The organism is Microbulbifer sp. SAOS-129_SWC, assembly GCF_039696035.1.
In the GTDB taxonomy this organism is placed as follows: domain Bacteria; phylum Pseudomonadota; class Gammaproteobacteria; order Pseudomonadales; family Cellvibrionaceae; genus Microbulbifer.
This window is the reverse complement of record NZ_CP155567.1, coordinates 4,145,320-4,167,258: the sequence shown is the minus strand read 5'-3', so window position 1 is coordinate 4,167,258 and position 21,939 is coordinate 4,145,320. Positions and strand designations below refer to the sequence as shown.

23 protein-coding genes are annotated in these 21,939 nt (G+C 60.8%); 11 read left to right on the top strand and 12 right to left on the bottom strand.

From position 1 onward, the window contains the following. The first annotated feature begins 151 nt into the window (after nt 1-151). Entirely contained in the window at nt 152-568 is a 417-nt protein-coding gene (locus tag ABDK11_RS17655; protein WP_346837840.1) for a VOC family protein, read from the top strand. A gap of 77 nt (nt 569-645) precedes the next feature. Here ABDK11_RS17655 and ABDK11_RS17650 read toward each other — a convergent pair whose 3' ends face one another. From ABDK11_RS17650 to ABDK11_RS17630, 5 genes are all read right to left on the bottom strand, one after another. Next, entirely contained in the window at nt 646-3,645 is a 3,000-nt protein-coding gene (locus ABDK11_RS17650; protein WP_346837839.1) for an ImpA family metalloprotease, read from the bottom strand. Between the two features lie 409 nt (nt 3,646-4,054). Next, nucleotides 4,055-4,747, bottom strand: coding sequence for a hypothetical protein (locus ABDK11_RS17645; protein WP_346837838.1), 693 nt, complete (start codon nt 4,745-4,747; stop codon nt 4,055-4,057). 50 nt (nt 4,748-4,797) lie between these two features. Further along, nucleotides 4,798-5,610 carry an FTR1 family protein gene (locus ABDK11_RS17640; RefSeq protein WP_346837837.1) on the bottom strand — a complete coding sequence of 271 codons (813 nt, stop codon included), beginning with the start codon at nt 5,608-5,610 and terminating at the stop codon, nt 4,798-4,800. 18 nt (nt 5,611-5,628) lie between these two features. Then, entirely contained in the window at nt 5,629-5,961 is a 333-nt protein-coding gene (locus ABDK11_RS17635) for a cupredoxin domain-containing protein (protein WP_346837836.1), read from the bottom strand. Between the two features lie 171 nt (nt 5,962-6,132). Continuing rightward, complete coding sequence (locus ABDK11_RS17630) at nt 6,133-6,375, bottom strand: VF530 family protein (protein ID WP_346837835.1); 243 nt, start codon at nt 6,373-6,375, stop codon at nt 6,133-6,135. A gap of 245 nt (nt 6,376-6,620) precedes the next feature. On the opposite strand from ABDK11_RS17630, the gene ABDK11_RS17625 reads away from it, so the two are divergent. Then, entirely contained in the window at nt 6,621-8,396 is a 1,776-nt protein-coding gene (locus ABDK11_RS17625) for an ABC transporter transmembrane domain-containing protein (RefSeq protein WP_346840215.1), read from the top strand. 27 nt (nt 8,397-8,423) lie between these two features. Here ABDK11_RS17625 and ABDK11_RS17620 read toward each other — a convergent pair whose 3' ends face one another. Further along, the gene (locus ABDK11_RS17620) at nt 8,424-9,377 is read right to left on the bottom strand and encodes an AraC family transcriptional regulator (RefSeq protein ID WP_346837834.1); all 954 of its coding nucleotides are present in this window, start codon (nt 9,375-9,377) and stop codon (nt 8,424-8,426) included. Between the two features lie 323 nt (nt 9,378-9,700). On the opposite strand from ABDK11_RS17620, the gene ABDK11_RS17615 reads away from it, so the two are divergent. Then, complete coding sequence (locus ABDK11_RS17615) at nt 9,701-10,393, top strand: OmpW family outer membrane protein (protein ID WP_346837833.1); 693 nt, start codon at nt 9,701-9,703, stop codon at nt 10,391-10,393. Nucleotides 10,394-10,516: 123 nt separating this feature from the next. Here ABDK11_RS17615 and ABDK11_RS17610 read toward each other — a convergent pair whose 3' ends face one another. The 3 genes from ABDK11_RS17610 to ABDK11_RS17600 form a co-directional block, all read right to left on the bottom strand. Beyond that, nucleotides 10,517-12,124: an ABC-F family ATPase gene (locus tag ABDK11_RS17610; protein WP_346837832.1), complete on the bottom strand. Its 1,608-nt coding sequence runs from the start codon at nt 12,122-12,124 to the stop codon at nt 10,517-10,519. Between the two features lie 225 nt (nt 12,125-12,349). Next, the gene (locus tag ABDK11_RS17605) at nt 12,350-13,078 is read right to left on the bottom strand and encodes a spermidine synthase (RefSeq protein WP_346837831.1); all 729 of its coding nucleotides are present in this window, start codon (nt 13,076-13,078) and stop codon (nt 12,350-12,352) included. Nucleotides 13,079-13,140: 62 nt separating this feature from the next. Then, the gene (locus ABDK11_RS17600; protein WP_346837830.1) at nt 13,141-13,509 is read right to left on the bottom strand and encodes a PH domain-containing protein; all 369 of its coding nucleotides are present in this window, start codon (nt 13,507-13,509) and stop codon (nt 13,141-13,143) included. Between the two features lie 151 nt (nt 13,510-13,660). Here ABDK11_RS17600 and ABDK11_RS17595 point away from each other — a divergent pair, with 151 nt between their 5' ends. From ABDK11_RS17595 to ABDK11_RS17565, 7 genes are all read left to right on the top strand, one after another. Then, the gene (locus tag ABDK11_RS17595) at nt 13,661-14,902 is read left to right on the top strand and encodes an RNA polymerase sigma factor (protein WP_346837829.1); all 1,242 of its coding nucleotides are present in this window, start codon (nt 13,661-13,663) and stop codon (nt 14,900-14,902) included. 147 nt (nt 14,903-15,049) lie between these two features. Next, nucleotides 15,050-15,883: a YciI family protein gene (locus tag ABDK11_RS17590; RefSeq protein WP_346837828.1), complete on the top strand. Its 834-nt coding sequence runs from the start codon at nt 15,050-15,052 to the stop codon at nt 15,881-15,883. Between the two features lie 71 nt (nt 15,884-15,954). Further along, nucleotides 15,955-16,311: a YciI family protein gene (locus tag ABDK11_RS17585; protein WP_346837827.1), complete on the top strand. Its 357-nt coding sequence runs from the start codon at nt 15,955-15,957 to the stop codon at nt 16,309-16,311. A gap of 17 nt (nt 16,312-16,328) precedes the next feature. Beyond that, nucleotides 16,329-16,733, top strand: coding sequence for a YciI family protein (locus ABDK11_RS17580; protein WP_346837826.1), 405 nt, complete (start codon nt 16,329-16,331; stop codon nt 16,731-16,733). After that, entirely contained in the window at nt 16,730-17,173 is a 444-nt protein-coding gene (locus tag ABDK11_RS17575) for an SRPBCC family protein (RefSeq protein WP_346837825.1), read from the top strand. The genes ABDK11_RS17580 and ABDK11_RS17575 overlap by 4 nt, the downstream gene beginning before the upstream one ends. Nucleotides 17,174-17,243: 70 nt before the next feature. Beyond that, nucleotides 17,244-17,594, top strand: coding sequence for a YciI family protein (locus tag ABDK11_RS17570; protein ID WP_346837824.1), 351 nt, complete (start codon nt 17,244-17,246; stop codon nt 17,592-17,594). Between the two features lie 64 nt (nt 17,595-17,658). Then, nucleotides 17,659-18,285, top strand: coding sequence for a glutathione S-transferase family protein (locus ABDK11_RS17565; RefSeq protein WP_346837823.1), 627 nt, complete (start codon nt 17,659-17,661; stop codon nt 18,283-18,285). 207 nt (nt 18,286-18,492) lie between these two features. Here ABDK11_RS17565 and ABDK11_RS17560 read toward each other — a convergent pair whose 3' ends face one another. Continuing rightward, on the bottom strand, nt 18,493-19,452 hold the full coding sequence (locus tag ABDK11_RS17560) for a YafY family protein (RefSeq protein ID WP_346837822.1): 960 nt from the start codon (nt 19,450-19,452) through the stop codon (nt 18,493-18,495). A 108-nt stretch (nt 19,453-19,560) separates the two neighbouring features. On the opposite strand from ABDK11_RS17560, the gene ABDK11_RS17555 reads away from it, so the two are divergent. Then, nucleotides 19,561-20,181: a glutathione S-transferase family protein gene (locus ABDK11_RS17555; protein ID WP_346837821.1), complete on the top strand. Its 621-nt coding sequence runs from the start codon at nt 19,561-19,563 to the stop codon at nt 20,179-20,181. A 113-nt stretch (nt 20,182-20,294) separates the two neighbouring features. On the opposite strand, the gene ABDK11_RS17550 is transcribed toward ABDK11_RS17555, so the two are convergent. Together ABDK11_RS17550 and ABDK11_RS17545 are read right to left on the bottom strand one after the other, a co-directional pair. Then, the gene (locus tag ABDK11_RS17550) at nt 20,295-20,696 is read right to left on the bottom strand and encodes a VOC family protein (RefSeq protein ID WP_346837820.1); all 402 of its coding nucleotides are present in this window, start codon (nt 20,694-20,696) and stop codon (nt 20,295-20,297) included. A gap of 447 nt (nt 20,697-21,143) precedes the next feature. Then, complete coding sequence (locus ABDK11_RS17545; protein WP_346837819.1) at nt 21,144-21,902, bottom strand: YopT-type cysteine protease domain-containing protein; 759 nt, start codon at nt 21,900-21,902, stop codon at nt 21,144-21,146. Nucleotides 21,903-21,939: the final 37 nt, after the last annotated feature.

Genomic DNA, 21,939 nt, shown 5'->3' with positions numbered 1-21,939 from the left:
GGAGCTGTTATTGCCTGGTATTCAAATCTGGAGTAGTTTTATCCTTCAGGAAAGCTCTGGTCTGGTGTAAAAGCAATAATATTTGCGCACTATTCGGATTATCATTGCGTTTACTACTGCCGATAGCGCGCTCTAAAAAACCGGAGGCACCATGAAATCCAATTGTTTGCATCTCGCTATCCCCGCCGGGGACCTGACCAAAGCGATGACTTTTTATTGTGAAGTACTGGGCTGTAAAACCGGCAACAGTGAAGAGGGGCGCTGGGTCGATATCGACTTCTGGGGCAACGAACTGACTCTGCACCAGAGCGAAGAACAGCTGCCCACGGTGCGCCACGAGGTGGATATGGGTGCGGTGGCGGTACCGCATTTCGGCATCCACCTGCCCGATGACGAATTCCAGGCACTGAAGCGCCGCATCGAAGCCGCCGGCCTGGAATACCTGGATAAACCCTATCGCCGTTTTGTCGGCGATGAGTACGAGCAGGAAACCTTCTTCATCAAGGACCCCAACGGCAATGTGCTGGAAATGAAGTCCATGGTGAACCCGGAACTGATGTTCAAATAGCGGAAAGAAAAAAAGCCACCTGATCCGGTGGCTTTTTTGTTTCGGTTACCTGCGCGTCGATAAATACACGCTGGTTGTCAGTAAATCTCCTCCGTGTGCCCCGCCAGAGTGTCGCAATAACTCTGGTTACTGGCTGGCAGATAAAACGCGTGATCGACCGCCGGATAACCAAAGCCTGCCACCTGGGCATTGGCTTCTGCGCTGTAGGGCTGGCCGATCAGATCGAAATAGGGGCGGTAATCCAGGCCGGTGGCGTAGCTGGTCGCAATCAGCAGCCAGTCGTTGTTATCGATAGTGTTGGCCTGGGTGCGCGTGTAACCGGAAAAGCCCAGTTCGCCCTTGCCGGCGTCCCAGTCGGCGTCATTCCCCCTGGCCGCATCGAAGCCCCGCTGCAGAACGTGCAGTCTGGGGATCAGGTCCCAGCCGTCACTCAGTGCGCCCCTCTCTTCGGCGTGCATCATCATATCGATCACCAGCGCCGCGCCGTAATTCCAGGTGCTGTAACCTCGCGAGGCCATATACGCGCCCGGGTCGGCCTGGCTCTGGCTATCGCTGATATCGTTGTTGATGGTATCGAACGGCAGCTTCTGGCAGTTTTGCACCACACCGTCTTCGTCCTGCGCGCGCGACTTGGCGTAATAGGAGTAGAAGTTGGTGGTGGCATGCCCTTCAAAGCCATTGAACTTGAAGCGCCCGCTCTCCACCGTGTGCCCCACCTCGTGCAGGTCGCCGTGACCGAGAATGGAAAAGCTCCAGGTGGCATCGTAGGGGTTGCCGGAGCAGCCGGCGCCGCAGGCAGACTGGTCCATAGTGCCGTGCTGCACCTTGTCCCACACCGCCAGTGCCAGACCGTGGCTCGCGGCAAAATCGCTGACTTCCGGTACCGTGTCGATATCCTCGCCCTGAAAGCCGGCCAGCACGCGCAGGTAGTTGTGGTGGTATCTGGTGAGATAGCGCTCGAATTCACTCGGCGTATCCCAGCGGCTGTCCTTCGCCAGGGTGTCGAGCAGCTTGTCGCGTTTGGAGTGAATTTCAAAATGCTCGGTAGCGATTTCCGCCCAGTCATAATTGTTGGCGGTCAGTGCACTCATGAAGGCTGCGGCATCGTCTCCGCTGCGCCAGAACGGGTGCTGGCCGACCTGGTGAAACTCAAACGTCATATCGCTGCCGGTGTCGGTAAAGCCGATCTCGATCGGGCCGCCGTAAGGGGAGGTCAGCACCCGCGTCTCGCCAGCCTTGATGGGAATATGGCTCGACTGCAGGAACTTGGGCCGCACGTAGCCCCACGGCGCGTTGCTGGACGACGGATACATGTGGCGGGTGGCACTGCTGCGCTGGGTGTTGATAAACACGGTGGCATCGGCGGCACTGTTGCTGTCGGTGCGCGTTACGCTAAACGTCTGCCCGGGCAGCGCATAGGCCCCGGCCGCGCGGAAGTTCCGGCGGCTGGTCAGCTGCACCGTCTTGTCCATCGGTGTCACATGGCTGAAATCGGAGCGACTGAAGTTGCCCAGATCCGGCTGCGCCGGATTGTGCGCGCGGCTGGTGTAGGTCAGCGAGTCGGCAAAATAGCTCTTCAGGAAATCGACCGTGGGGGTAACGTCTTTCCACATCGGGAAGGTCACCGTCTCGCGGTACTTGTCTGCCAGCAGTAGCAGCAGCTTTTCCAGCCGGTAATTGCCGCTGCTGGCAAAGATATCCTGCGCCTGCGCGTCAAAACGTTGCGGTATGCCCTGCAGATCCGCAGTGATTGCACTGAATTCACTCGCATAGGCCGGCACGTTGCTGCAGTTGTTGTCTTCGTCCTGGCACTGGGCAATCTGGAAGCTGAAGCTGTTGTCCTTGAAGCGCGCAACCAGCGCTGCAACCCGCGACAGGGTCGAATTGGCACTGCGCATTTCCTCCGCCGAACTCCAGCTGGCCGCGTCTTGCGCGAAGTAGTTGCCGGCGCTGCCCGGCGCCTGCGTCTGCACTGCAAAGAATTTCAGGATGGGATTGGTCAGGGCTGTGGAGTTCCAGCTGTTGGTATGTACATACAGCAGCGACTGCTGGTTGCCCACCGCCTGCGCCAGTGCCGCGGTTACCGCAGACTCGGCCATGCTGGTGTCGGCCGCGCCGGTGATCACCAGGTCGGCACCGCTCAGGCAGCTGCCGAGTTCCGCCTCCACGGTACAGCGGGTGATGGCGACCCCGGAGTCCTGCGCCTGCAGCCAGTTCTCCGTGTCGTTCATGTTTCCGGAGCTCATTTGCATCAGCGCCACCTGGACCGCACCGCCACCGGACAGACTCGCGTTTCGCGGTGTGAGCAGCCAGTCGAGCAGCTTCACCATCGGCTGCGCAAATCCGGCCTGCTGGCCGTTGTCGAGCTTCACGATCACGTTGTCGCCGAGGGCGACGGTGCGGTAGCCGCCGTTGTCGGTGGCAGTGGCAAATGTTTTACCACCATTGCCGATGATCGCGGCGATGGCATCGCTCATGCTGTCCAGGAAGAAGAAGCGCGAGTTTCTGGACGGATCGAAATCGATGGGGTGGCCGGCAAAAATTTCCGTATCAAACGCGGCAATGGTTTGCTGGCGTTCGGCCACGCGATCGAGAATGCGCTGTTCCAGCGCGCTCGCCGTCGCCGGCAACAGGGCGGGGTCGCCGGCGGTTACCGCGTCGTCGATGCGGTCGTGGATGGTGACGTGCACGGTCGCGGTGTCGCTCGAGGCGCTGTTGCTCGCGGTCAGGCTGAACTCGTAGGTCTCTGTCGCCATGGACGGCGGGTAGCGCACTTCGGTGTTCGCCGCCTCGCCGGTGCTGAACGTCACTGGCTTGCCGGATAGCTGCTGCCACTGATAGCTGAGGGTGCCATCGCCGCTGACGGTGCCGCTCAGGCTCAGGGCCTGGTCGTTGTATAGGTTCAATTCAGCGGGCAGCTCCACCGAGACCGGGGCGGATGAACCGCTGCTGTTGTCTCCGGGCGTTGTGCCGCTGTCGCCCGAGGATGAGTCGGAGGAGCCGCCACCACCACCGCAGCCGGCGAGGGCGATAAACATGAAAACAAAAAATGATTTTTTCAGGTAGCTGGTGATCATTGTTGTCCTTGTTGGTGATCTACACGTCCGGTTATTCAGGTGCCGGATGGCTATTCGGAATCGGGGGCGAGCATTATGCGGCATCGACGCATAGCGAGAGGGTAACTGGCAGGTATTGAGAATCTTTTGGCCTATTCTGGCGACAGGTCGGCAACCGCTTTGCGATATCGATCAAATTCATCGCACGGTGATTGAGCTGGGGAGGTGTTGATGCAGCCGTGGGTGGCCGCGGCATCGCAGCCCGGCAGTGGCACCGTGGCGCAAAATTCATTGAAAGCGCGACGGTGGGGTGATCGGGAGCGCGGCCTAGCGGGCTGCAGCGCGTGAACCGGGTCAATAAAAAAGCCGCTCGAAAGCGGCTTTTGTGGGGATGGCCGCAGGTCAGCGGCATGCAGTGGGCAGTTTGGGCTCAGAACTCGAACTCTGCCTGCCAGCGCAGGGTGGCATCTTCGGTGTCGTCGTTCAGGGCGAACATCACACCCAGTTCCCATTTCATCTTGCTGTTACCGAAGCGGTTGTTACCCAGCAGTACCGGGCCGGCCGCCTGGGTGTATTCATCCACGTAGTACTCTACTGCCGGCTCCAGGCTCGGGCCCATCCGGTAGCGTAGCTGGAATGAGCCCAGCGACTCGAGTTCATCTTCGGTCTTGTCGTTGCCAAACTGCTGCTCGAGCAGGAGGTTGGCGGTGGCCACGAACTTGCCCATACGTTTTTGAATGATCGGGCCCGCCTTGACTTCCCAGGCGTCGTCCTCGAGTTTCTTTTCCAGTTCGACCAGTGCACCGAAGTCGGCCCAGTATTCGCCCGCTTGGCTCAGCTGGAACTTGCTTTCGATTTCGGCTTCTTCAATTTTGAAGTTGCCATCTTCCTTCTCCCCGATCAGGTACCCCTCGACAAACCAGTTCTGGGTAACGCCGTAACCGAGGCCGAAATTGACTTCGTGCGCATCGGAAGAGTTGAGTCCATGGACACCGCGCATTTCCAGTTCCAGCTCACCCGGTTCAACCTGTGGGCTGTATACCTTGTCGACGCCGGCAAAGGCTGGAGCGGAAGACAGCGCCATGGTGAGCGCGGCCACGGGAAAAAATCTGCGAGTATTCATCAAAGACTGGTCCGTAAAAGTAGACGTTAAATTATTGGGGGAAGCCCGGCTCAGGCCTGAGCCGGCTGTTTCTTTTTCGATAGCTGCATACCGGTTCCGATCAGCAGCAGGGTCGCCAGGTAGAAGCTGAGATGTACCGCCGTCGGACGATCCTGGTAGCCGATCAGAACATGCAGCATCTGCCCGGCCACGGAATGCTGCGAGAGCAGGCCCGAGCTGTTCCAGAGCGGTTTGCCGCCCGCGATCACGCCGGCCTGCATCAAGTAGCCCGCGGCGCTGGCGGCCATGCCCGCTGCCAGGAACAGGATCAGCCAGCCGGTAATGCGGAACAGCTGACCGGGCGGAATCCGCAGCAGGCCGAAATACAGCAGCGCGCCCAGGGCGCAGCCCGCGGCCAGCCCCAGCATCCCGCCGGTCAACAGGGAACCACTGTCGCTTCCACCGGCGGCAATACCGTGCATGAACAGCACCACTTCCGAGCCCTCGCGCAGAACTGCCAGCCCCACCGCGGTGGACAGGAAATACATCGGCAGCTCGCCGCTCGAGACACTGCTGCCCACCCGCTTCAGGTGGGCAACCAGGGTCTTGGCGTGGCGGGACATCCACATGTTGTGCCACGCCAGCATTGCCACCGCAGTAAACAGCACTGCCGCATTGAACAGTTCCTGGCCCCTGCCCTCGAAGGCCATGGAGATCTGCTCGGCGATGTTGGCGATCAGCACCGCACCGGCCAGGCCTCCGAGCACGCCACCGGAAATCCACAGGTGCCGTTTCAGCACCCCCTGGGTGGCGGCCAGCACAATGGTGATGACCAGCGCGGCCTCGAGCACTTCGCGGAAAACGATAATGGCTGAACTGAACATGGCTTACCTGTCGGGAGGTTATTGGGCGACGATTTTGCCCTGGGCGGTGGCTTCGTGAAATTCGCCGAAGTAGCTGTATTCACCCGGATCCATCGGGTCGAGGAAAATCACTACCTGGCTGTTACCGGCCACAATTTTTTCGCGGTACAGGTCGTAGCTTTCAAACTCTTCCGGGGTGGGGTCCTGATTGACCAGCAGCAGCTTTACTTTCTGCCCGGCAGGCACCACCAGCTTGGCGGGTGCAAACACGTGGTCCTTGATCACGATCTTGAACTCTTTTACCTCTGCCATGGCGCTCGAGGCCGCAGCCGCGAGGACCAGGATCGAAGCAGTCATCAGTCTGCGTAGCATTATATCCAACCCCAATCTAAATAAGAACGCTTCGCATTATAGGTGCGGCTGCGGATTCCTCAAGCGCTCTTTTCGTCGCGGAGCCGGCTTTTGAATAAATTGGTCAAAATTTGTTCAGTTGGGCGGGCGGGATCGGGGCCCGGCGGCTTTGGCGGGTAGGGAGGTGGCCGCTCAGTGCTCACCCCAGGGGTTGGGCTTGCGGAAGGTGGCGATGTACAGCGCCTCCACCTTGCTGCGCGCCCACGGCGTCTTGCGCAGAAACTTGAGGCTGGATTTCAGCGACGGGTTGCTCTTGAAACAGTTGATGTCGATCCGCTGCGCCAGCCCGTCCCAGCCGTAGCGCGCTTCCAGCTCCTCGACGATGGTGGCCAGGGTAATACCGTGCAGCGGATTGTTGGGTTGCGAATCAGACATCTTGGCGGATTACCTGGCCGGGCGCTCGCCGGCATCATCGATGGAAGGGCGCGATTGTACGGGCATACCGGGCCGGCGATCCACCGCAACGCTGGCGCGGTCATGCAGCAGGGGGCACGCTTGTCAAAACACGCGCCTGCCCCCATATATTCTTACCCGCCTGTATTAATAAGTAGACGTTTATGTCGAATGCCGCCGAATCCACCGCCCGCGCCGCAGCGGAAACCGCGCCACCGCAAACCAGCATGACCGCCCGCCAGATGCTGGCGGCGCTGTGGCAGTTTGTGCGGCCTTACCGCAAAACCCTGGTGGCTGCCGGCATCGCACTGGTGTTTACCGCGGGGATTACCCTGTCCATTGGCCAGGGGGTGCGCCTGCTGGTGGACAACGGCCTGACCGGCGATTCCAGCGCAGCCCTGGCCCACGCGGTGCTGGTGCTGCTGGGCCTGGCAGTACTGATGGCGTTCGGCACCTATGCGCGCCACTACCTGGTGTCGTGGCTGGGAGAGCGCGTGGTGGCCGACCTGCGCAAGGCCGTGTTCGATCATATCGTGACGCTGCACCCCAGCTATTTCGAGACCAACCGCAGCGGCGAGATCATGTCGCGCCTCACCACCGACACCACGCTGCTGCAACATATTATCGGCACCTCCTTTTCCATGGCGCTGCGCAGTTCGCTGATGTTTATCGGCGCGCTGGTGCTGCTGCTGTTTACCAATCTCAAACTGAGCCTGATGGTGTTGGTGGGCGTGCCGCTGGTGTTGCTGCCGATCGTGCTCTACGGCCGCCGCGTGCGCAAACTGTCCAAGGCCAGCCAGGACTCGATCGCCGATGTGGGCAGTTACGCCGGCGAGATTATCCAGCACATCAAAACCGTGCAGAGCTACACCCGTGAGCACGATGAGCAGCGGGCCTTCGCCCGCGAAGTGGAAACCGCGTTTGACGTGGCCAAGCGCCGCGTGCGCCAGCGCTCGCTGCTGGTGGCGGTGGTGATCATGCTGATGTTCGCCGCCGTGGGCTGCCTGTTGTGGGTGGGCGGCAATGACATGATCGCCGGGCGCATGAGCAGCGGCGACCTCGCCGCGTTCGTGTTTTACGCGTTTATGATGGGCTCTGCGGTGGCCACCATCTCCGAGGTGTACGGCGAACTGCAGCGCGCCACCGGCGCCACCGAGCGCCTGATGGATCTGCTCGGCGTGGAGCCGGAAATCCCGGTCGGCAGCGGTGCCGGCGATGAAACTGGTGAAGAAGAGAAAAGCCGCGGCCAGGTCGCCTTCGAGGCGGTGGACTTCAGTTACCCGTCACGCCCCGACCAGCCCGCGGTGCGCCAGCTGAGCCTGGATGTGGCCGCCGGCAGGAGCCTGGCACTGGTGGGCCCGTCCGGCGCGGGCAAGTCCACCCTGCTGGAACTGCTGCAGCGTTTTTACGATCCGCTGGGCGGGCGCATCACGCTCGACGGTGTGGATATCCGTGCAATGGATACCGGCGCCCTGCGCCGCCAGATCGCCGTGGTGCCACAGCAACCGGCGCTGTTTACCGCCGATGTCTGGTACAACATCCGCTATGGCCGGCCCGACGCCAGCGATGCCGAAGTCATCGCCGCGGCCAAAGCCGCCCACGCGCACGAATTTATCCAGCAGCTGCCGGGCGGCTACAACAGCCACCTGGGCGAGCAGGGCACGCGGCTGTCCGGCGGGCAGAAACAGCGCATCGCCATCGCCCGCGCCATCCTCAAGGATCCGAAAATCCTGCTGCTGGACGAAGCCACCAGCGCGCTGGATGCCGAGAGCGAATACCACGTGCAGCAGGCGCTACAGGCGCTGATGCAGGGCCGCACCACCATCATCATCGCCCACCGGCTGGCGACGATTCTGCACGCGGACAATATCGCCGTGCTGGATCAGGGGCAGGTGGTTGCGCAGGGTACGCACGCAGAGCTGATACAGGCCTCGCCGCTGTATAAACGACTGGCGGAATTGCAGTTCCAGGATCTGGACAGTCAGGAGCACCGGCGCTCCTGATCGGCCCGGCGCCGCCTGCGCGGGAAATCAGGCGAATGCCGGGCGAAAAGTTGCCGGTGTGGTTCCCGTCCATTTCTTGAATGCCTTGCGAAAGCTCGACGCATCGGAAAAACCGAGCTGCATCGCGATATCGGACACGCTCATCGATGTCTGCTGCAGGTAATCCACCGACATATTCCTGCGGGTGTCGTTCAAAATGGACTGGAAACTGTGCCCGCACTCGCCCAGCTTGCGCGCCAGGGAGCGCACGGATAATCCCAGCTCTTTCGCGACCTGAACGGCACCCGGGAAGTGACCGGGGTTTTCAATCAGCAATGACTTTACCTGGTGCACGATATCAGCATCGTTCTCCAGCGCCGCCAAGATTGACTCGCAGGAATGCAAACATTTTCGCAATACCGATGCGCTGGCGCAGGGCACTCGATCGTGAATGCTGGAGGCATCGAATTCCAATTGCAGTACCGGTGAGTCAAAAACAACCTCGCAATTGAACAGCAGGCGATAGCTGTCGCCGTAGCCAGTGTCCGGATAGGGCAGGTGCAGGCAGAAATTGTTGAGCGGCCGCTTCAGTATGTTTCCACACAGGGTGGCCATGGTTCCCAGCCAGTACTCCGAGTAGATCGGCAACAGTTCCGGCGAAACCTGAAACCGGCTTCCCGCCACACGCCCGATGTGGTCTTCCACGGTAATGGTCTTATCCAGTGCCGGGCCGGTCAGGCGGATATAGCGCAGCCCCAGCTCAAACGCGTCCGCCAGGGTGCGCGCACTGATCAGTGCGAAGCCAATGATCCCGAAGTCTGAAAAGTGCGCCTTACCGGCGGCCAGCAGGCCAATATCCGGCCGCGGCGAGAGGCGCAGGGCGTTGCGGAAGATGATTTCCAGCTGATTGAACGATGTGCGTGCCTCCGGATTTTTCAGCTGCCGTTCCGGGATGCCGCTGCCCTCCAGTATCTGCCTGAGCGGGACGCCGAGTTCCGCCACTGTGGATATCAGGCGGACGCTGCTCTGGAGTCTGTAACACTGCCTCTCTCTGTCTGGATCGAAGTAAGAGAAAAGTTCCATGATTTTGCAGGCTGTCCCCGGTTGGGTGCTTTGTGAGCTGGCGATTAAATCAACTTTTGGCAGAAATGGACACTCCCGTGTCCCCAAAAAACCTTAAGTGACTCGCTGGCCCGTGGTTTCTTGTGCCGGCGCTCAAAACAGGTTTGCGGGGCGGATTTCCCCGGCTGCTTGCGGTTGGCTGACCGACGGGTTTTACCTGGACAGAGCGTAAATAATAACAGTAGCCACGAGAGAGAATAAGTATGAAAACATTGTCCAGCGCAATCGCTCTGTTTGCAGCCGTGTGCAGCGCTTCCACCTTTGCCGGAGAAGCAGGCAGCCAACTGATCAAATTTGGTGCCGCGTCTGTAAGCTACAACAATGATTCCACAGAACTGAAAGACAGCACTGGCCTGCCCCTGACGCCGGCCGGTATTACCGCATCGGCCGAAGATAGCAATGTCGCCCTGCTGGAATACGATTACTTCGTCACCGATGACTGGTCCATCCAGCTTGCAGCGGGCGTGCCCCCCACCGTAAAACTCACTGCAGGCGGCACTGCTGCGGCCCTCGGCAATGTGGGTGAGACCAGTGTTCTGACCCCGGCGGTATTGGGCCTGTATCACTTTGACCTGGCCGATAAACTGAGTGCCTACGTTGGTGCCGGCGTTAACTACACCAAGTTTAACGACGTAAAAATTTACGAGAACTACGAACAGGCGTTTGGCGGTGCGAGCACGGGCAGCATCGACGACAATATCGGCCCTGTGGTCAAGCTCGGCGCCAGCTACGCGATGAATGAAAACTGGTCTGTAGACCTGGCTTACTCCCACTACTGGGTAACCAGCGATATCGAAGTCACCACCGACACCCCGCAGATCGGCAAGGTGACCCGCTCCATCAGCATCGATGCAGATCCCGATATTTTCTCCATGACCGTTGGTTACCAGTTCTGATCACTGGTCTCCAGCGCACCTTGTCAGGTGCGCTTCACCTGCACGGTGAAGCATAAAAAAGCCGGCGTGACACAGAGTTCACGCCGGCTTTTTTAATGGGCGGCCCAAATGCCAAGTGGAGCCCTAGGCCGCCTGGGCTTCCGCCCTGGCGCGGTCGGCCAGGTACTCGTCGTAGGTGCCCTGGAAGTCGTACAGCTTGTGGTCCTTGATCTCCAGTACGCGGGTGGCCAGTGAGGAGACGAACTGGCGGTCGTGGCTGACGAAGATCAGCGTGCCCTCGTACTGTGACAGCGCCTTGTTCAGCGCCTCGATGGATTCCATATCCAGGTGGTTGGTGGGCTCGTCCATGATCAGCACGTTGGTGTCGGCCATCATCAGCTTGCCGAACAGCAGGCGGTTCTTCTCGCCCCCGGAGCATACGCGCGCTTTCTTGTTGGCGTCGTCGGCGGTAAACAGCAGGCGGCCTAGGATACCGCGCACGGCCAGGTCGTCGTGCTTGGGCAGGCGCCACTGCGACATCCACTCGAAGATGGTGAGATCGTTGTCGAAATCCGCACTGCTGTCCTGCGGGCAGTAGCCGATGGCGGCGTTTTCCGACCACTTCACCACACCGTTGTTGGCCTGCAGTTCGTCCACCAGGCAGCGCAGCAAGGTGGTCTTGCCCACGCCGTTCTCGCCGATCACCGCCAGGCGCGCACCGGCTTCCAGAATCATCTCGCCACCGGCAAACAGCGTCTCGCCGTCAAAACCGTGGGCCAGGTCTTCCAGTGTCAGCGCCTGCCGGTGCAGCTTCTTGCTCTGCTGGAAGGTGATGTAGGGCTTCACCCGGCTGGACGGCTTGACCTCTTCCAGCTTGATCTTCTCCATCTTCTTCGCGCGCGAGCTGGCCTGCTTGGCCTTGGACGCGTTGGCGGAGAAGCGGTTGACGAACGATTGCAGCTCTTCGAGCTCGGCGGTCTTCTTCGCGTTCTCCGCGTGCAGCTGGTCCTGGATCAGCGTGGAAGCGGCGACGAAATCCTCGTAGTTGCCGGGGAAGACGCGCAGCTCGCCGTAATCGATATCCGCCATGTGCGTGCACACCTGGTTGAGGAAGTGGCGGTCGTGGGAAATGATGATCATGGTGCTGCGGCGCTGGTTCAGTACTTCCGCCAGCCAGTGGATGGTGTGGATATCCAGGTTGTTGGTGGGTTCGTCCAGCAGCAGGATGTCCGGGTCGGCAAACAGCGCCTGTGCCAGCAGTACGCGCAGCTTCCAGCCCGGCGCCACCTGTTTCATCAGGCCGAAGTGCAGGGATTCCTCGATACCCGCCTCCAGCAGAATCTCGCCCGCGCGGCTCTCGGCGCTATAGCCGTCCAGCTCGGCGAACTGCACCTCCAGCTCCGCCACGCGCATACCGTCTTCCTCGCTCATTTCCGGCAGCGAGTAGATGCGGTCGCGTTCCTGCTTGATTTCCCACAGGCGCGTATCGCCCATGATCACCGCGTCCACCACGGTGTGCTCCTCGAACGCGAACTGGTCCTGGCTGAGGATGCCCAGGGTGGTGCCCGGCTCCATCGACACATTGCCGGCGCTCGGCGCCAGCGCCCCGCTCAGGATCTTCATAAACGTGGACTTGCCGCAGCCATTGGCCCCGATCAGGCCGTAGCGGTTGCCGTTGCCGAACTTGGCAGAGATGTTCTCAAACAGCGGCTGGGCACCGAACTGCATGGTGATGTTCGCGGTGGTAATCAAGAGCGTATTCCCGGGAGCTTGGAGGTGGGCACAACTAATAAGAGTGAGCAATGGCAGCCGCCGGCGCACAGCCGGCCAGCGGGCCGCGCACTATACGGGCTGGCGGGCCGAGTGTCGAGGAATTTGTGTGAAAATTGATCAGCGGGAGGCTGCTGCGCAGCCGCTACCAGCCACTGCCGGTCATGGCCATACAGGGGGTAACGCCAAGGTTGCGCAGCCAGGTGGTCAGGCGTCGCCCTTCACGCACACATACACCGAGTTGGTCGACTCGCCGCTTAAAAACGGGTTGTAGAAAGAAACCACATGGGACTCGACCGTCGCAAACACCGTTCGCAGCAACGCCTCGAAATCCGCCTCGGGAAGGTTCTGCGACCACATGGCGAAGACGCCGTTGGGCTTGAGCTGCTCCGCCATCAGGGCCAGGTTTGCGCTGGTGTAGAAGCTGGCGTTGGCGGCGTTCAGGTATTCGCTGGGGGAGTGGTCGATATCCAGCAGGATGGCATCGAACTGCTTGCCGGGGTTGTGCGGGTCAAAGCCCGTCGCCGGGGCGGTGGCCAGATCGAAGAAGCTGCCGTGCACATAGCGATTGCGCGGATCGGCATTGAGGATCTGGCCGAGCGGCACCTTTTCGTCCTTGTGCCAGCCGATCACGGTGTCCAGCGCCTCGACCACCAGCAGCTCGGCGATCCGCGCGTCTTTCAGGGCGGCCACGGCGGTATAGCCCAGGCCCAGGCCGCCGACCACGACATCGAGCTTATCGCCCTGCACCGCCGCCAGGCCCAGCGTCGACAGCGCCTCTTCCGCCTCTACGAACATGCTCGACATCAGGAACTCTTCGCCGAGTTTTACTTCGTAAATATCCCGGTCACCCAGCGCGGGAATGCGCCGCCGGCGCAGGGAGATCTCACCGAGGGGCGAGGCCTGGCTATCTAATTCTTCAAACAATCTGGACATCGTGGTTTTTTCTCTGGCTGCGGTTGGGGGCGGTGGTGGCGCTCAAAAGTTAGCGCGCGCGGTTACAGCGCATAGCGGGCGATATAGTGCGCGATATCCATAATCCGCGACCTGCCGCTGAACTCGAAGCGCACCTTGCCCAGCGCGGAGAAGTACAGCTCCAGCTCGCTGTCGATATCGAAGGTGCCGGAAGTCTCCACCGAATAGGCGACGATATTCTTATAGGGCAGGGAAGTGAAATCCTTCTTGCTGCCGGTAATGCCCTGTACATTCACCGCGATAATGCGCTTGCTGGTGAACACCACACCGTCGCGCATGGATTTGTAGGAATCGAGAATCTCCTCGCCGTCGAGCAGCAGCGGTGCCACCTTGTCCGCGTAGCCCGGATTCTGTTTGAGCTTGAACACGCTCTTGTTTTCGAAGTCGATCATCGGGATTCCCGCCGTGTGTAATATGAGGTAATGGCGTGCGTGGAAATTTTGCGGTAAAAAATCCACGTGGACCCAATATATTACCTGACACCGGGTTTGCCTAATAATGTCATAAGAACAGCACACGGTGCCCACCGCAGCGATTACGCCTATGTCCCCCGACGCCCAAACCGAAATCGACCGCCTCTACCAGGCGGAGTCCCGCCGCGTGCTCGCCACCCTGATCCGCCTGCTGGGGGATTTCGACCTGGCCGAGGAGGCCCTGCACGAGGCCTTCGCCGCCGCGCTGGCGCAGTGGCCCGAGGAGGGCATGCCGGCCAATCCGCGCGCCTGGCTGGTGTCCACCGGGCGCTTCAAGGCGATCGACCAGCTGCGCCGCAAGGCGCGCTTTAACGTGTCCTACGAGGAGGTGGCCGAGCGCCTCGAAGCGGAACTGGCGACTGAGGAAGTGGAAGCACACGGCATTGCCGACGACCGCCTGCGCCTGATCTTCACCTGTTGCCACCCGAGCCTGGCGCCGCAGGCGCAGCTGGCGCTGACGCTGCGCGAAGTGTGCGGCCTCACCACCGAAGAAATTGCCAGCGCCTTCCTCACCGCCACGCCGACGCTGGCGCAGCGTATCGTGCGCGCCAAGGCGAAAATCCGCGATGCCAGAATCCCTTATCAGGTGCCGGAAGGCGGCCAGTTGCCGGAACGTCTCGGCAGTGTCCTGCAGGTGATCTACCTGATCTTCAATGAGGGCTATTCCGCCTCCGCCGGTGACCACCTGATCCGCCACGACCTGGCCGCGGAAGCCATTCGCCTCGCGCGCCTGCTGTGCCAGCTGCTGCCGGAACCCGAAGCCGAGGGCCTGCTGGCGCTGTTGCTGCTGCAGGACTCGCGCCGCGCCGCGCGTGTCTCCGCCGGCGGTGACCTGATCCTGCTGGAGCAGCAGGATCGCACCCTGTGGGACCAGCAGCAGATCGGCGAGGGCACCGGCCTGGTACTGCGCGCACTGGCCAGCCGCCGCTACGGCCCCTACACGCTGCAGGCCGCCATCGCCGCCGTGCACGCCGAAGCCGTTTCCGTGGCGGCCACCGACTGGGCGCAGATCGTCGGCCTCTACGACGCCCTGCTCGAACTGGCCCCGTCGCCGGTGGTCGAGCTCAACCGCGCGGTGGCCGTGGCAATGCGCGATGGCCCCGCCCAGGGCCTGCAGCTGATCGATGCCCTGCTCGCCCGCGGCGCACTCACCGACTACCACCTGTCCCACGCCGCCCGCGCCGACCTGTACCGGCGCCTGGGGCAAAAAGACCAGGCGCGCGCCGCCTACCAGCGCGCGCTGGCGCTGGCTCAGCAGGGCCCGGAACAGCGTTTCCTCTCTCGCCGCCTCGCCGAGCTGGACGCCGGCTGACACGCCCTGGCCGTATTGCGCAAAAATTTTTTTTTGCGGCCCTGTCGAATGGCTCCCGCCCGGTGCGACTAACCATCAAACCAACCCGCTGGCGCCTGCTTAGTGGCAGTCTCCCGCGGATACGGAATCAACCAAGGAGCAGGCAAGATGAAGTTCATGATTATGCGCAAGGCCGACGCCAACACCGAAGCCGAAGTCATGCCCAGCCAGGCGCTGCTGGAAGCCATGGGGCGCTACAACGAGCAGATGGTGAAAGACGGCGTGTTTGTCGATGGCACCGGCCTCAAGGCCAGCCGCTATGGCGCCAGGATCGATTTCCGCGACGGCCAGCCGCTAGTGACCGACGGCCCCTTTACCGAAACCCACGAACTGCTGGCCGGCTTCACTGTGTTCGAAGCGGCCTCCAAGACCGAAGCCATCGAGCGGGCGAAGCAGTGGCCGGCACTGGACGGCGACCGCAACGTCTCGCTGGAGCTGCGCCAGCTGTTCGAGATGGAAGATTTCGACAGCGGCGACGGCCTCGAGGTGCACAAGAACATGGCCGCACGCCTCGAGCGCCAGCCTGCCAACATTTCTACGCTGGTCTGTTTCAACGGCCGCTGCGCCGAGGCGCTGCAGTTTTACGCCGACGTACTTGGCGGCGAAATCGAGATGATGATGACCTACGCCGAATCCCCCATGGCCGGTGATGTCGACGAGGAATGGCGGGAGAAAGTCCTGCACGGCCGTATCGCCATCGGCAAATTGAAGCTGATGGGTTGTGATGTGGAGCCGGAACGCTATCAAAAGCCACAGGGATTCCACGTGCAGGTCAGCTACCCGGATGTGGAGCGCACCCGCATCGCGTTCAACGGCCTGGCCGACCAGGGCACCATCGACATGCCGTTCAGTGAAACCTTCTGGTCAAAGGGCTTCGGCCTGGTTACCGACCGCTTCGGCATTGCCTGGGTGGTCAACTGCGATGCCCCGGCAGAGCAATAACGCAGGCAAGTGTGCGAACCGATACCTCCTCCCGCTCGTTGAGGGAGGCTTCCAAGCCGGAATGCCAGCCAATGAAATACCTGTGCCTTGCCTACGACGAAGAAGAGAAATTTCGCGCCATGTCGCCGGCGGAATGGCAGGCGCTGCGCGCCGAAACCCTCGCCTTTGTGGAAGCCCTGCACACAAGCGGGCAACTGTTGGCGTCAGAAGCACTGCAGAGCGCAGCGAGCGCCGCCACCCTGCACATGCGCGACCACTGTCCGTTGCTGAGCGACGGCCCCTTTGCCGAGACCCGCGAGCAGCTGGACAGTTTTTTCCTGATCGAGGCGCAGGATTTCAACGAGGCAATCCGCATTGCATCACAGTGGCCATCCGCGCGTTTCGGCACTATTGAGATTCGCCCGGTGTGCGAAGACCACCATTACTGAAACATAAGGAGCAATGAATGAAGTACCTGGCACTGGTTTATTACGACGAACAAATCATGGACCGCCTGTCGCAGCAGGAATGGGACGCGCTGAACCAGGAATGCAAGGCATGCGTCGCGCGCCTGAGCGAAGGCGGCCACTACATCACCGGCAGCCCGCTGCTGCCCACCAGCACCGCCACCACGGTGCGCGTGCGCGACAACCGCGTCACCACCACCGACGGCCCCTTTGCCGAGACCAAGGAGCAGCTCGCCGGCTTTTACATGCTCGAAGCGCAGGATCTCGACGAAGCCATCGCCCTGGCCGGCAAGATCCCGCCGGCCCGTTACGGCTCGGTGGAAGTCCGCCCGGCGCGGGAACTGATGGAAAAAGGCAACCAAGCCGGCGGCAACGCGGCCAACACAACAGGAGCAACCTTATGACGGGTACCGTGCGTCTTCACCGCATCCTGCGCGCGCCGGCGGAGCGCGTATACCGCGCTTTCCTGCAGCCGCAGGCGTTGGCCAAATGGATGCCGCCCGACGGCTTCACCGCCGACTTCGAACACCTGGATGCCAGGGTGGGCGGCAGCTTCAAAGCCTCATTTACCAATTTCACCAACGGGCACAGCCATTCGTTCGGCGGCGAATACCAGGAGCTGGTCGAAAGCGAGTTGATCCGCTATACCGACAAATTCGATGACCCGAACCTGCCCGGCACCATGAACGTGACCATCACCCTGAAAACCGTAATTTGTGGCACCGAGCTAAGCATCGTCCAGGAAGGCATTCCCGAAATGATTCCGGTGGAGATGTGCTATCTCGGCTGGCAGGAATCTCTGCTCGCCCTGGCCCGCCTGGTCGAACCGGAAATCGATCAGTGACTACTATTAACCCGGCCGACAATAAACCTGACTGCCACCGCAATAGATACCGCCAGCACAAGGAGACACCGTGAACAGCTACCTCGCCATTTATATCGGCACCCCGGACTCAATGCAGAAGTGGGACCACCTCAGTGATGCGGAGCGCGAGCAACGCATGCAGGAGGGCATGGCCGCCTGGCATGCGTGGATGGACAAGCATAAAGAAATCCTGGTGGCGTCCGGCGGCCCGCTGGGCAAGACCAAGCGCATCGATCCCGACGGCATTACCGACATCCGCAACAACATGACCGGCTATGTGATCGTGGAAGCGGAATCCCACGACGCCGCGGCCAAACTGTTTGAAGGGCACCCGCACTTCACCATCTTCCCCGGCAACAGCGTGGAAGTGATGGAGTGCAAGGCGATACCCACAGCCTGAGGCCGGCCACACAGCCGCGGTGCGGCTGTGGATAACTCAATCGGAACCGACAGCGGGGCTGCAGATGCTCAAACTCTACGGAACACCGCCAACCCGCGTACTGCGCGTTATGTGGCTGCTGAATGAACTGGGGCTGGAATACGAAAGCCACCCGGTCGACCTGATGAAGGGCGAGGCGCACACGGAAGACTTCCTCGCCCTCAACCCCGCCGCCAAAGTCCCGGTGCTGGTAGACGGCGACTTCGTGCTGACCGAGTCCGCCGCGATCCAGCTCTACCTGGCCGAGAAGTACCCGGAAGCGGGGTTTATTCCGCAGTCACTGGAAGAGCGCGCGCAGATGTACCGCTGGCTGTTCTTTCTCGTCACCGAGATCGAGCAACCCCTGTGGCGCATCGCGCGGCACACCAGCCTGTACCCGGAGGACAAACGGTTGCCCCAGGACGTGGAGCTGGCGCAGCGCGAATGCCGAAGGATGGTGGCCGTACTCGAGCAGCATATGCAGGGGCGGGAATTTATCGTCGGCGAGCGGCTGAGCGTGGCCGACTTCAACGCGGCGCATACGCTCGATTGGGCCGATGCGGCGCAGCTGCTCGATGATGCGCCGCGGTTGCGGGAGTACCTGCAAACCCTGTATGCACGCCCGACGGCGCCGATACGGATTGCCGAGGCGCTGGCAGCGCTGGGCGGTTAGCTGACGGCGTGAGGCCGGCGTTAATGGGGCTAAAGCGCGGATTGCCTGCAGGGGTTGGCGACTTCCACGCGATCGCGCAATTTCCCTGAGCCAGTTTTCGCAGGGCTTCGCCGGCAGGCAGTTTTCTTCGCCGCCTTAATCCCGCTGTTCCGCGCGGCGGTCAGAGGGGCGCCCATTGAGTGGCTCACCCGGCGGTATTCCTGTCAGTTACGCGGTGGTCATCGCCAGCAGCCGCTCGGCCTGGCGGCGCAACTCCGCCTTGAGTGCCGTCGGCTGCAGAATCTCGAAGCCAAATGGCAGCCACGACAGTTGTGCGGCGAACCAGGTCAGGCTGCCGGTGTGCGCGCGCCAGATCACCGCCTCGCCTGTGGGGGTGATCAGGCCCAGCTCGTCGCCGAGCACCGCGCTGGCGCGCGCGAGGGTGGTATGCAGCAGTATCTCCACTTCAATACCGGCATCCAGGCTGGCAAAACTGCCGGTGAGGTAGGCGGCGGCATCAAAATCCTGTGGCCGCTGGAACGGGGTTTCCAGCCGGCGTAACTGCTGCATACGATCGAGGCGGAAGGTGCGCAGGTCGTCGCGCAGGTGGCAGTGGCCCACCGCGTACCAGCGGCCGCGGCGAAACACCAGGCCATAGGGGTCGAATTCGCGCCGCGTGGCACTGCCGTCCGCGTTACCGCGGCCACCGGCGTAATCGAACACCGTGCGGCAGCGGTGCTGGGTAGCGGCGGCCAGAGTTGCCAGCGTGAGACTGTCCGGCGCCGCCCTCGGTACCAGATCCAGGGTGATGCTGTCATCGAGTGCGCGCAGCTGCTGTTTCAGTTTCTGCGGCATGACCCGTTCCAGCTTGGCCTGGGCGCTGGCAACGGCGGTAGAGACTTCGCCCACACTGAGGCTGCGCGCCGCCAGCAGGCCGAGGGAGATGGCGAGGGTCTCCTCGTTGGTGAACATCATTGGCGGCAGCTTGTAGCCCGACACCAGCCGGTAGCCGCCATACCGCCCGCGCTCGGCCGTCAACGGAATACCGATTTCCTCAAGCGTGGCGATATAGCGGCGCAGCGTGCGGCCGTCCACGCCCAGCATCTGCGCCAGCTGGCTGCCGGTGGCATTGCCGTGGCTCTGCAGCAGCTCCAGCAGCGCCAGTACGCGTGTCGTCGGATTCGACATGACTTGCATTCCGCTTATTTTATTAGGGCGGAATATAGCCTAATTAGCACTTACAGTGCTCGCGTTCGATTCACAAGCCCGATAAATGCAAAGCAATGGAGAGCAGCCATGCCCAATGAAGTCATTCTGTATACCAACCCCCAATCCCGCGGCCGCATCGCGCGCTGGATGCTGGAAGAAGTGGGTGCGCCCTATCACGTGGAGGTACTCGATTACGACGGCAGCATGAAAACGCCCGCCTACCTGAAGATCAATCCGATGGGTAAAGTGCCGGCCATCGTCTACTGCGACCAGGTGGTGACCGAGGGCGCCGCCATCTGCGCCTATCTGGCGGAAGCCTTCCCGCAGGCGGAACTGGCCCCGCGGCCCGCAGAGCGCGCCAGCTATTACCGCTGGCTGTTCTTTGCCGCCGGGCCGCTGGAAGCGGCGATTATCGACTACAAGACCTTCGGCGTGGAGCCGGATGCGCAGAAACAGGTGATGGTGGGCTACGGCAGTTACGAAACTGTGCTCGATAACCTCGCCGCCTGGCTCGGGGCGCACACGTTTATTACCGGCGAACGCTTTACCGCCGCCGACGTGTATGTGGGCGCGCAGATCAACTGGGGCCTGCAGTTTGGCACCATTGAAAAGCGGGCGGAATTCACTGCCTACGCCGAGCGCGTTACAGACCGCGACGCCTACCGTCGCGCCATGGCCAAAGATGACGCGCTGGTGGAGACCGCCTGATAAAAATGCGCTGCCACGACGGCTGCCACTGCGGCGCGCGCTCGTTCGGTAGGGGTAGATGAAGGAAATAGGCGGCGACATCGTCGCCGCCTATTTGTCGATGTGAATCGGCGTTATCCCGCAGCGGCATCCATCCACATAATCTCCCAGATATGTCCGTCCAGATCCCGGAAGGAGCGGCCGTACATAAAGCCGTAGTCCTCGGGCTGGCGGAAACTGCTACCGCCTGCCGCAACGGCCTGGTCGAGCAGCCTATCCACCTCGGCGCGGCTCTCGGCGGAAAGGCATACCAAAACCTCGGTGCTCTTGCCGGTATCGCAGATCTCGAGGTCGGGCGTGAAACTGAGGAACTTCTCGCGGGTGAGCAGCATGACAAAATTGCTTTCGCCGATGATCATGCAGGTTGCGGTGTCATCGGTGAACTTGGGGTTGAACTCGAAGCCGAGCCGGGAGAAGAACTCGATGGACTTCCCTAAATCGGCTACTGGCAGGTTTACGAACATCTTTCTGGACATGGTATTTCCTCGGTTGCAGCCAACGATGGATTGTTTTGGTATCCAGTAGTCGTATCAGTTAGTCGGAAATCGACAGCAGCGGCAAATTATGTGGCGGAAAAAATCGCCCTAGACGAGGGATTACCCAGATAGGAATATTGACGGTGTGGACTCCGAGAATCGGTGGGCGACAGCGGGTGATGGAACACTTGCATCGATTAGAACTGTGAGTGGCTTACAAGCCTACATAATCATTCGTCATATTTGCCCCGATTCAAGCCATGGTTACCGTGAAGCACCTAAATTGATGTAGACAGTTTCGAAATAATTGGGGCAGAGTAATTTTTTGGTATGGCCTCAGATGTTTATTGTCGATCTAAAATAATACTCTGGCCCTAATTATTTTTGCATCTGATCTAGGTCTGCCGTTAAATTATTCACAGATGAAGTTTCAGCAAGGATCGTACTTTAGCTGCCCACATAACTAAACCCGTCATTCGCGGTCGTGTTGATGGTAACAGCGAGGCCAAGGTTGGCGTAACAGTCTATCCAGGCTCCGAAGAAACCATCCGGATCATTTATTTGGTAAACGCCGCAATTGGAATCAAAAAAATACAAATGATTGCCACGGCTGCGATAGGCCCCCGCGGCATGACCTCCGCCCCGCCGGCCTTCGAGAGTGGATTTCAAGGTAAAACTCATGTAGACCCCGCGCCCCCTTTTGAGATATGCGGGGTCGCAGGCATTGACGATGGAGGGCTGAACTTCAATTACTTGCCGGTATCCGCGCTGCACATAGCCGGACATCAATGTCTGTTCGAATTTAACTCTGCTTTTTACCAGGACATTGTCGAGATCCTCGTTTCTCTTGAGGCGATACAGGTCCACGATATCATTTTGCTGGAAATTTCCCGAGTATTGGATCTGCCTGGGTGCGGCGCGCATCACCGTGTCGCGGTTGCGCTCGCTGTGAATCGCGTCGCCGGCGGAATCCCCGTTGAACACCCCTCCGCGAGTCCGCTTTTCCTTTAGCCATGCACAGGTTAACGAGGCGCAAACACCTCCCTTGATAAGATCGAAATGGTCTTCGGGCAAGTGGACTGCATTGATGGCGCCACCATTGATCTCTCCGTGGGGATTCAGCGCCTGGATAGATTTTCCCTGCTGGAACTTGTAAACCTTAAGGGCGTGCTCGCGAAGAGCCTGGAAATTGTAGTGGCCGGCCATGGCATCGTCCTCTGTTGCGTTGGCGTGCACTCATTGG

What these genes read in the sequence shown, in the direction of transcription:
- ABDK11_RS17625 (WP_346840215.1), top strand. Translation starts at nt 6,621, where the DNA reads ATGACCGCCCGCCAGATGCTGGCGGCGCTGTGGCAGTTTGTGCGGCCT.
- ABDK11_RS17630 (WP_346837835.1), bottom strand. Translation starts at nt 6,375, where the DNA reads ATGTCTGATTCGCAACCCAACAATCCGCTGCACGGTATTACCCTGGCC.
- ABDK11_RS17590 (WP_346837828.1), top strand. Translation starts at nt 15,050, where the DNA reads ATGAAGTTCATGATTATGCGCAAGGCCGACGCCAACACCGAAGCCGAA.
- ABDK11_RS17600 (WP_346837830.1), bottom strand. Translation starts at nt 13,509, where the DNA reads ATGATCGACTTCGAAAACAAGAGCGTGTTCAAGCTCAAACAGAATCCG.
- ABDK11_RS17555 (WP_346837821.1), top strand. Translation starts at nt 19,561, where the DNA reads ATGCCCAATGAAGTCATTCTGTATACCAACCCCCAATCCCGCGGCCGC.
- ABDK11_RS17595 (WP_346837829.1), top strand. Translation starts at nt 13,661, where the DNA reads ATGTCCCCCGACGCCCAAACCGAAATCGACCGCCTCTACCAGGCGGAG.
- ABDK11_RS17580 (WP_346837826.1), top strand. Translation starts at nt 16,329, where the DNA reads ATGAAGTACCTGGCACTGGTTTATTACGACGAACAAATCATGGACCGC.
- ABDK11_RS17545 (WP_346837819.1), bottom strand. Translation starts at nt 21,902, where the DNA reads ATGGCCGGCCACTACAATTTCCAGGCTCTTCGCGAGCACGCCCTTAAG.
- ABDK11_RS17650 (WP_346837839.1), bottom strand. Translation starts at nt 3,645, where the DNA reads ATGATCACCAGCTACCTGAAAAAATCATTTTTTGTTTTCATGTTTATC.
- ABDK11_RS17550 (WP_346837820.1), bottom strand. Translation starts at nt 20,696, where the DNA reads ATGTCCAGAAAGATGTTCGTAAACCTGCCAGTAGCCGATTTAGGGAAG.
- ABDK11_RS17605 (WP_346837831.1), bottom strand. Translation starts at nt 13,078, where the DNA reads ATGTCCAGATTGTTTGAAGAATTAGATAGCCAGGCCTCGCCCCTCGGT.
- ABDK11_RS17615 (WP_346837833.1), top strand. Translation starts at nt 9,701, where the DNA reads ATGAAAACATTGTCCAGCGCAATCGCTCTGTTTGCAGCCGTGTGCAGC.
- ABDK11_RS17560 (WP_346837822.1), bottom strand. Translation starts at nt 19,452, where the DNA reads ATGTCGAATCCGACGACACGCGTACTGGCGCTGCTGGAGCTGCTGCAG.
- ABDK11_RS17645 (WP_346837838.1), bottom strand. Translation starts at nt 4,747, where the DNA reads ATGAATACTCGCAGATTTTTTCCCGTGGCCGCGCTCACCATGGCGCTG.
- ABDK11_RS17640 (WP_346837837.1), bottom strand. Translation starts at nt 5,610, where the DNA reads ATGTTCAGTTCAGCCATTATCGTTTTCCGCGAAGTGCTCGAGGCCGCG.
- ABDK11_RS17575 (WP_346837825.1), top strand. Translation starts at nt 16,730, where the DNA reads ATGACGGGTACCGTGCGTCTTCACCGCATCCTGCGCGCGCCGGCGGAG.
- ABDK11_RS17655 (WP_346837840.1), top strand. Translation starts at nt 152, where the DNA reads ATGAAATCCAATTGTTTGCATCTCGCTATCCCCGCCGGGGACCTGACC.
- ABDK11_RS17565 (WP_346837823.1), top strand. Translation starts at nt 17,659, where the DNA reads ATGCTCAAACTCTACGGAACACCGCCAACCCGCGTACTGCGCGTTATG.
- ABDK11_RS17635 (WP_346837836.1), bottom strand. Translation starts at nt 5,961, where the DNA reads ATGCTACGCAGACTGATGACTGCTTCGATCCTGGTCCTCGCGGCTGCG.
- ABDK11_RS17585 (WP_346837827.1), top strand. Translation starts at nt 15,955, where the DNA reads ATGAAATACCTGTGCCTTGCCTACGACGAAGAAGAGAAATTTCGCGCC.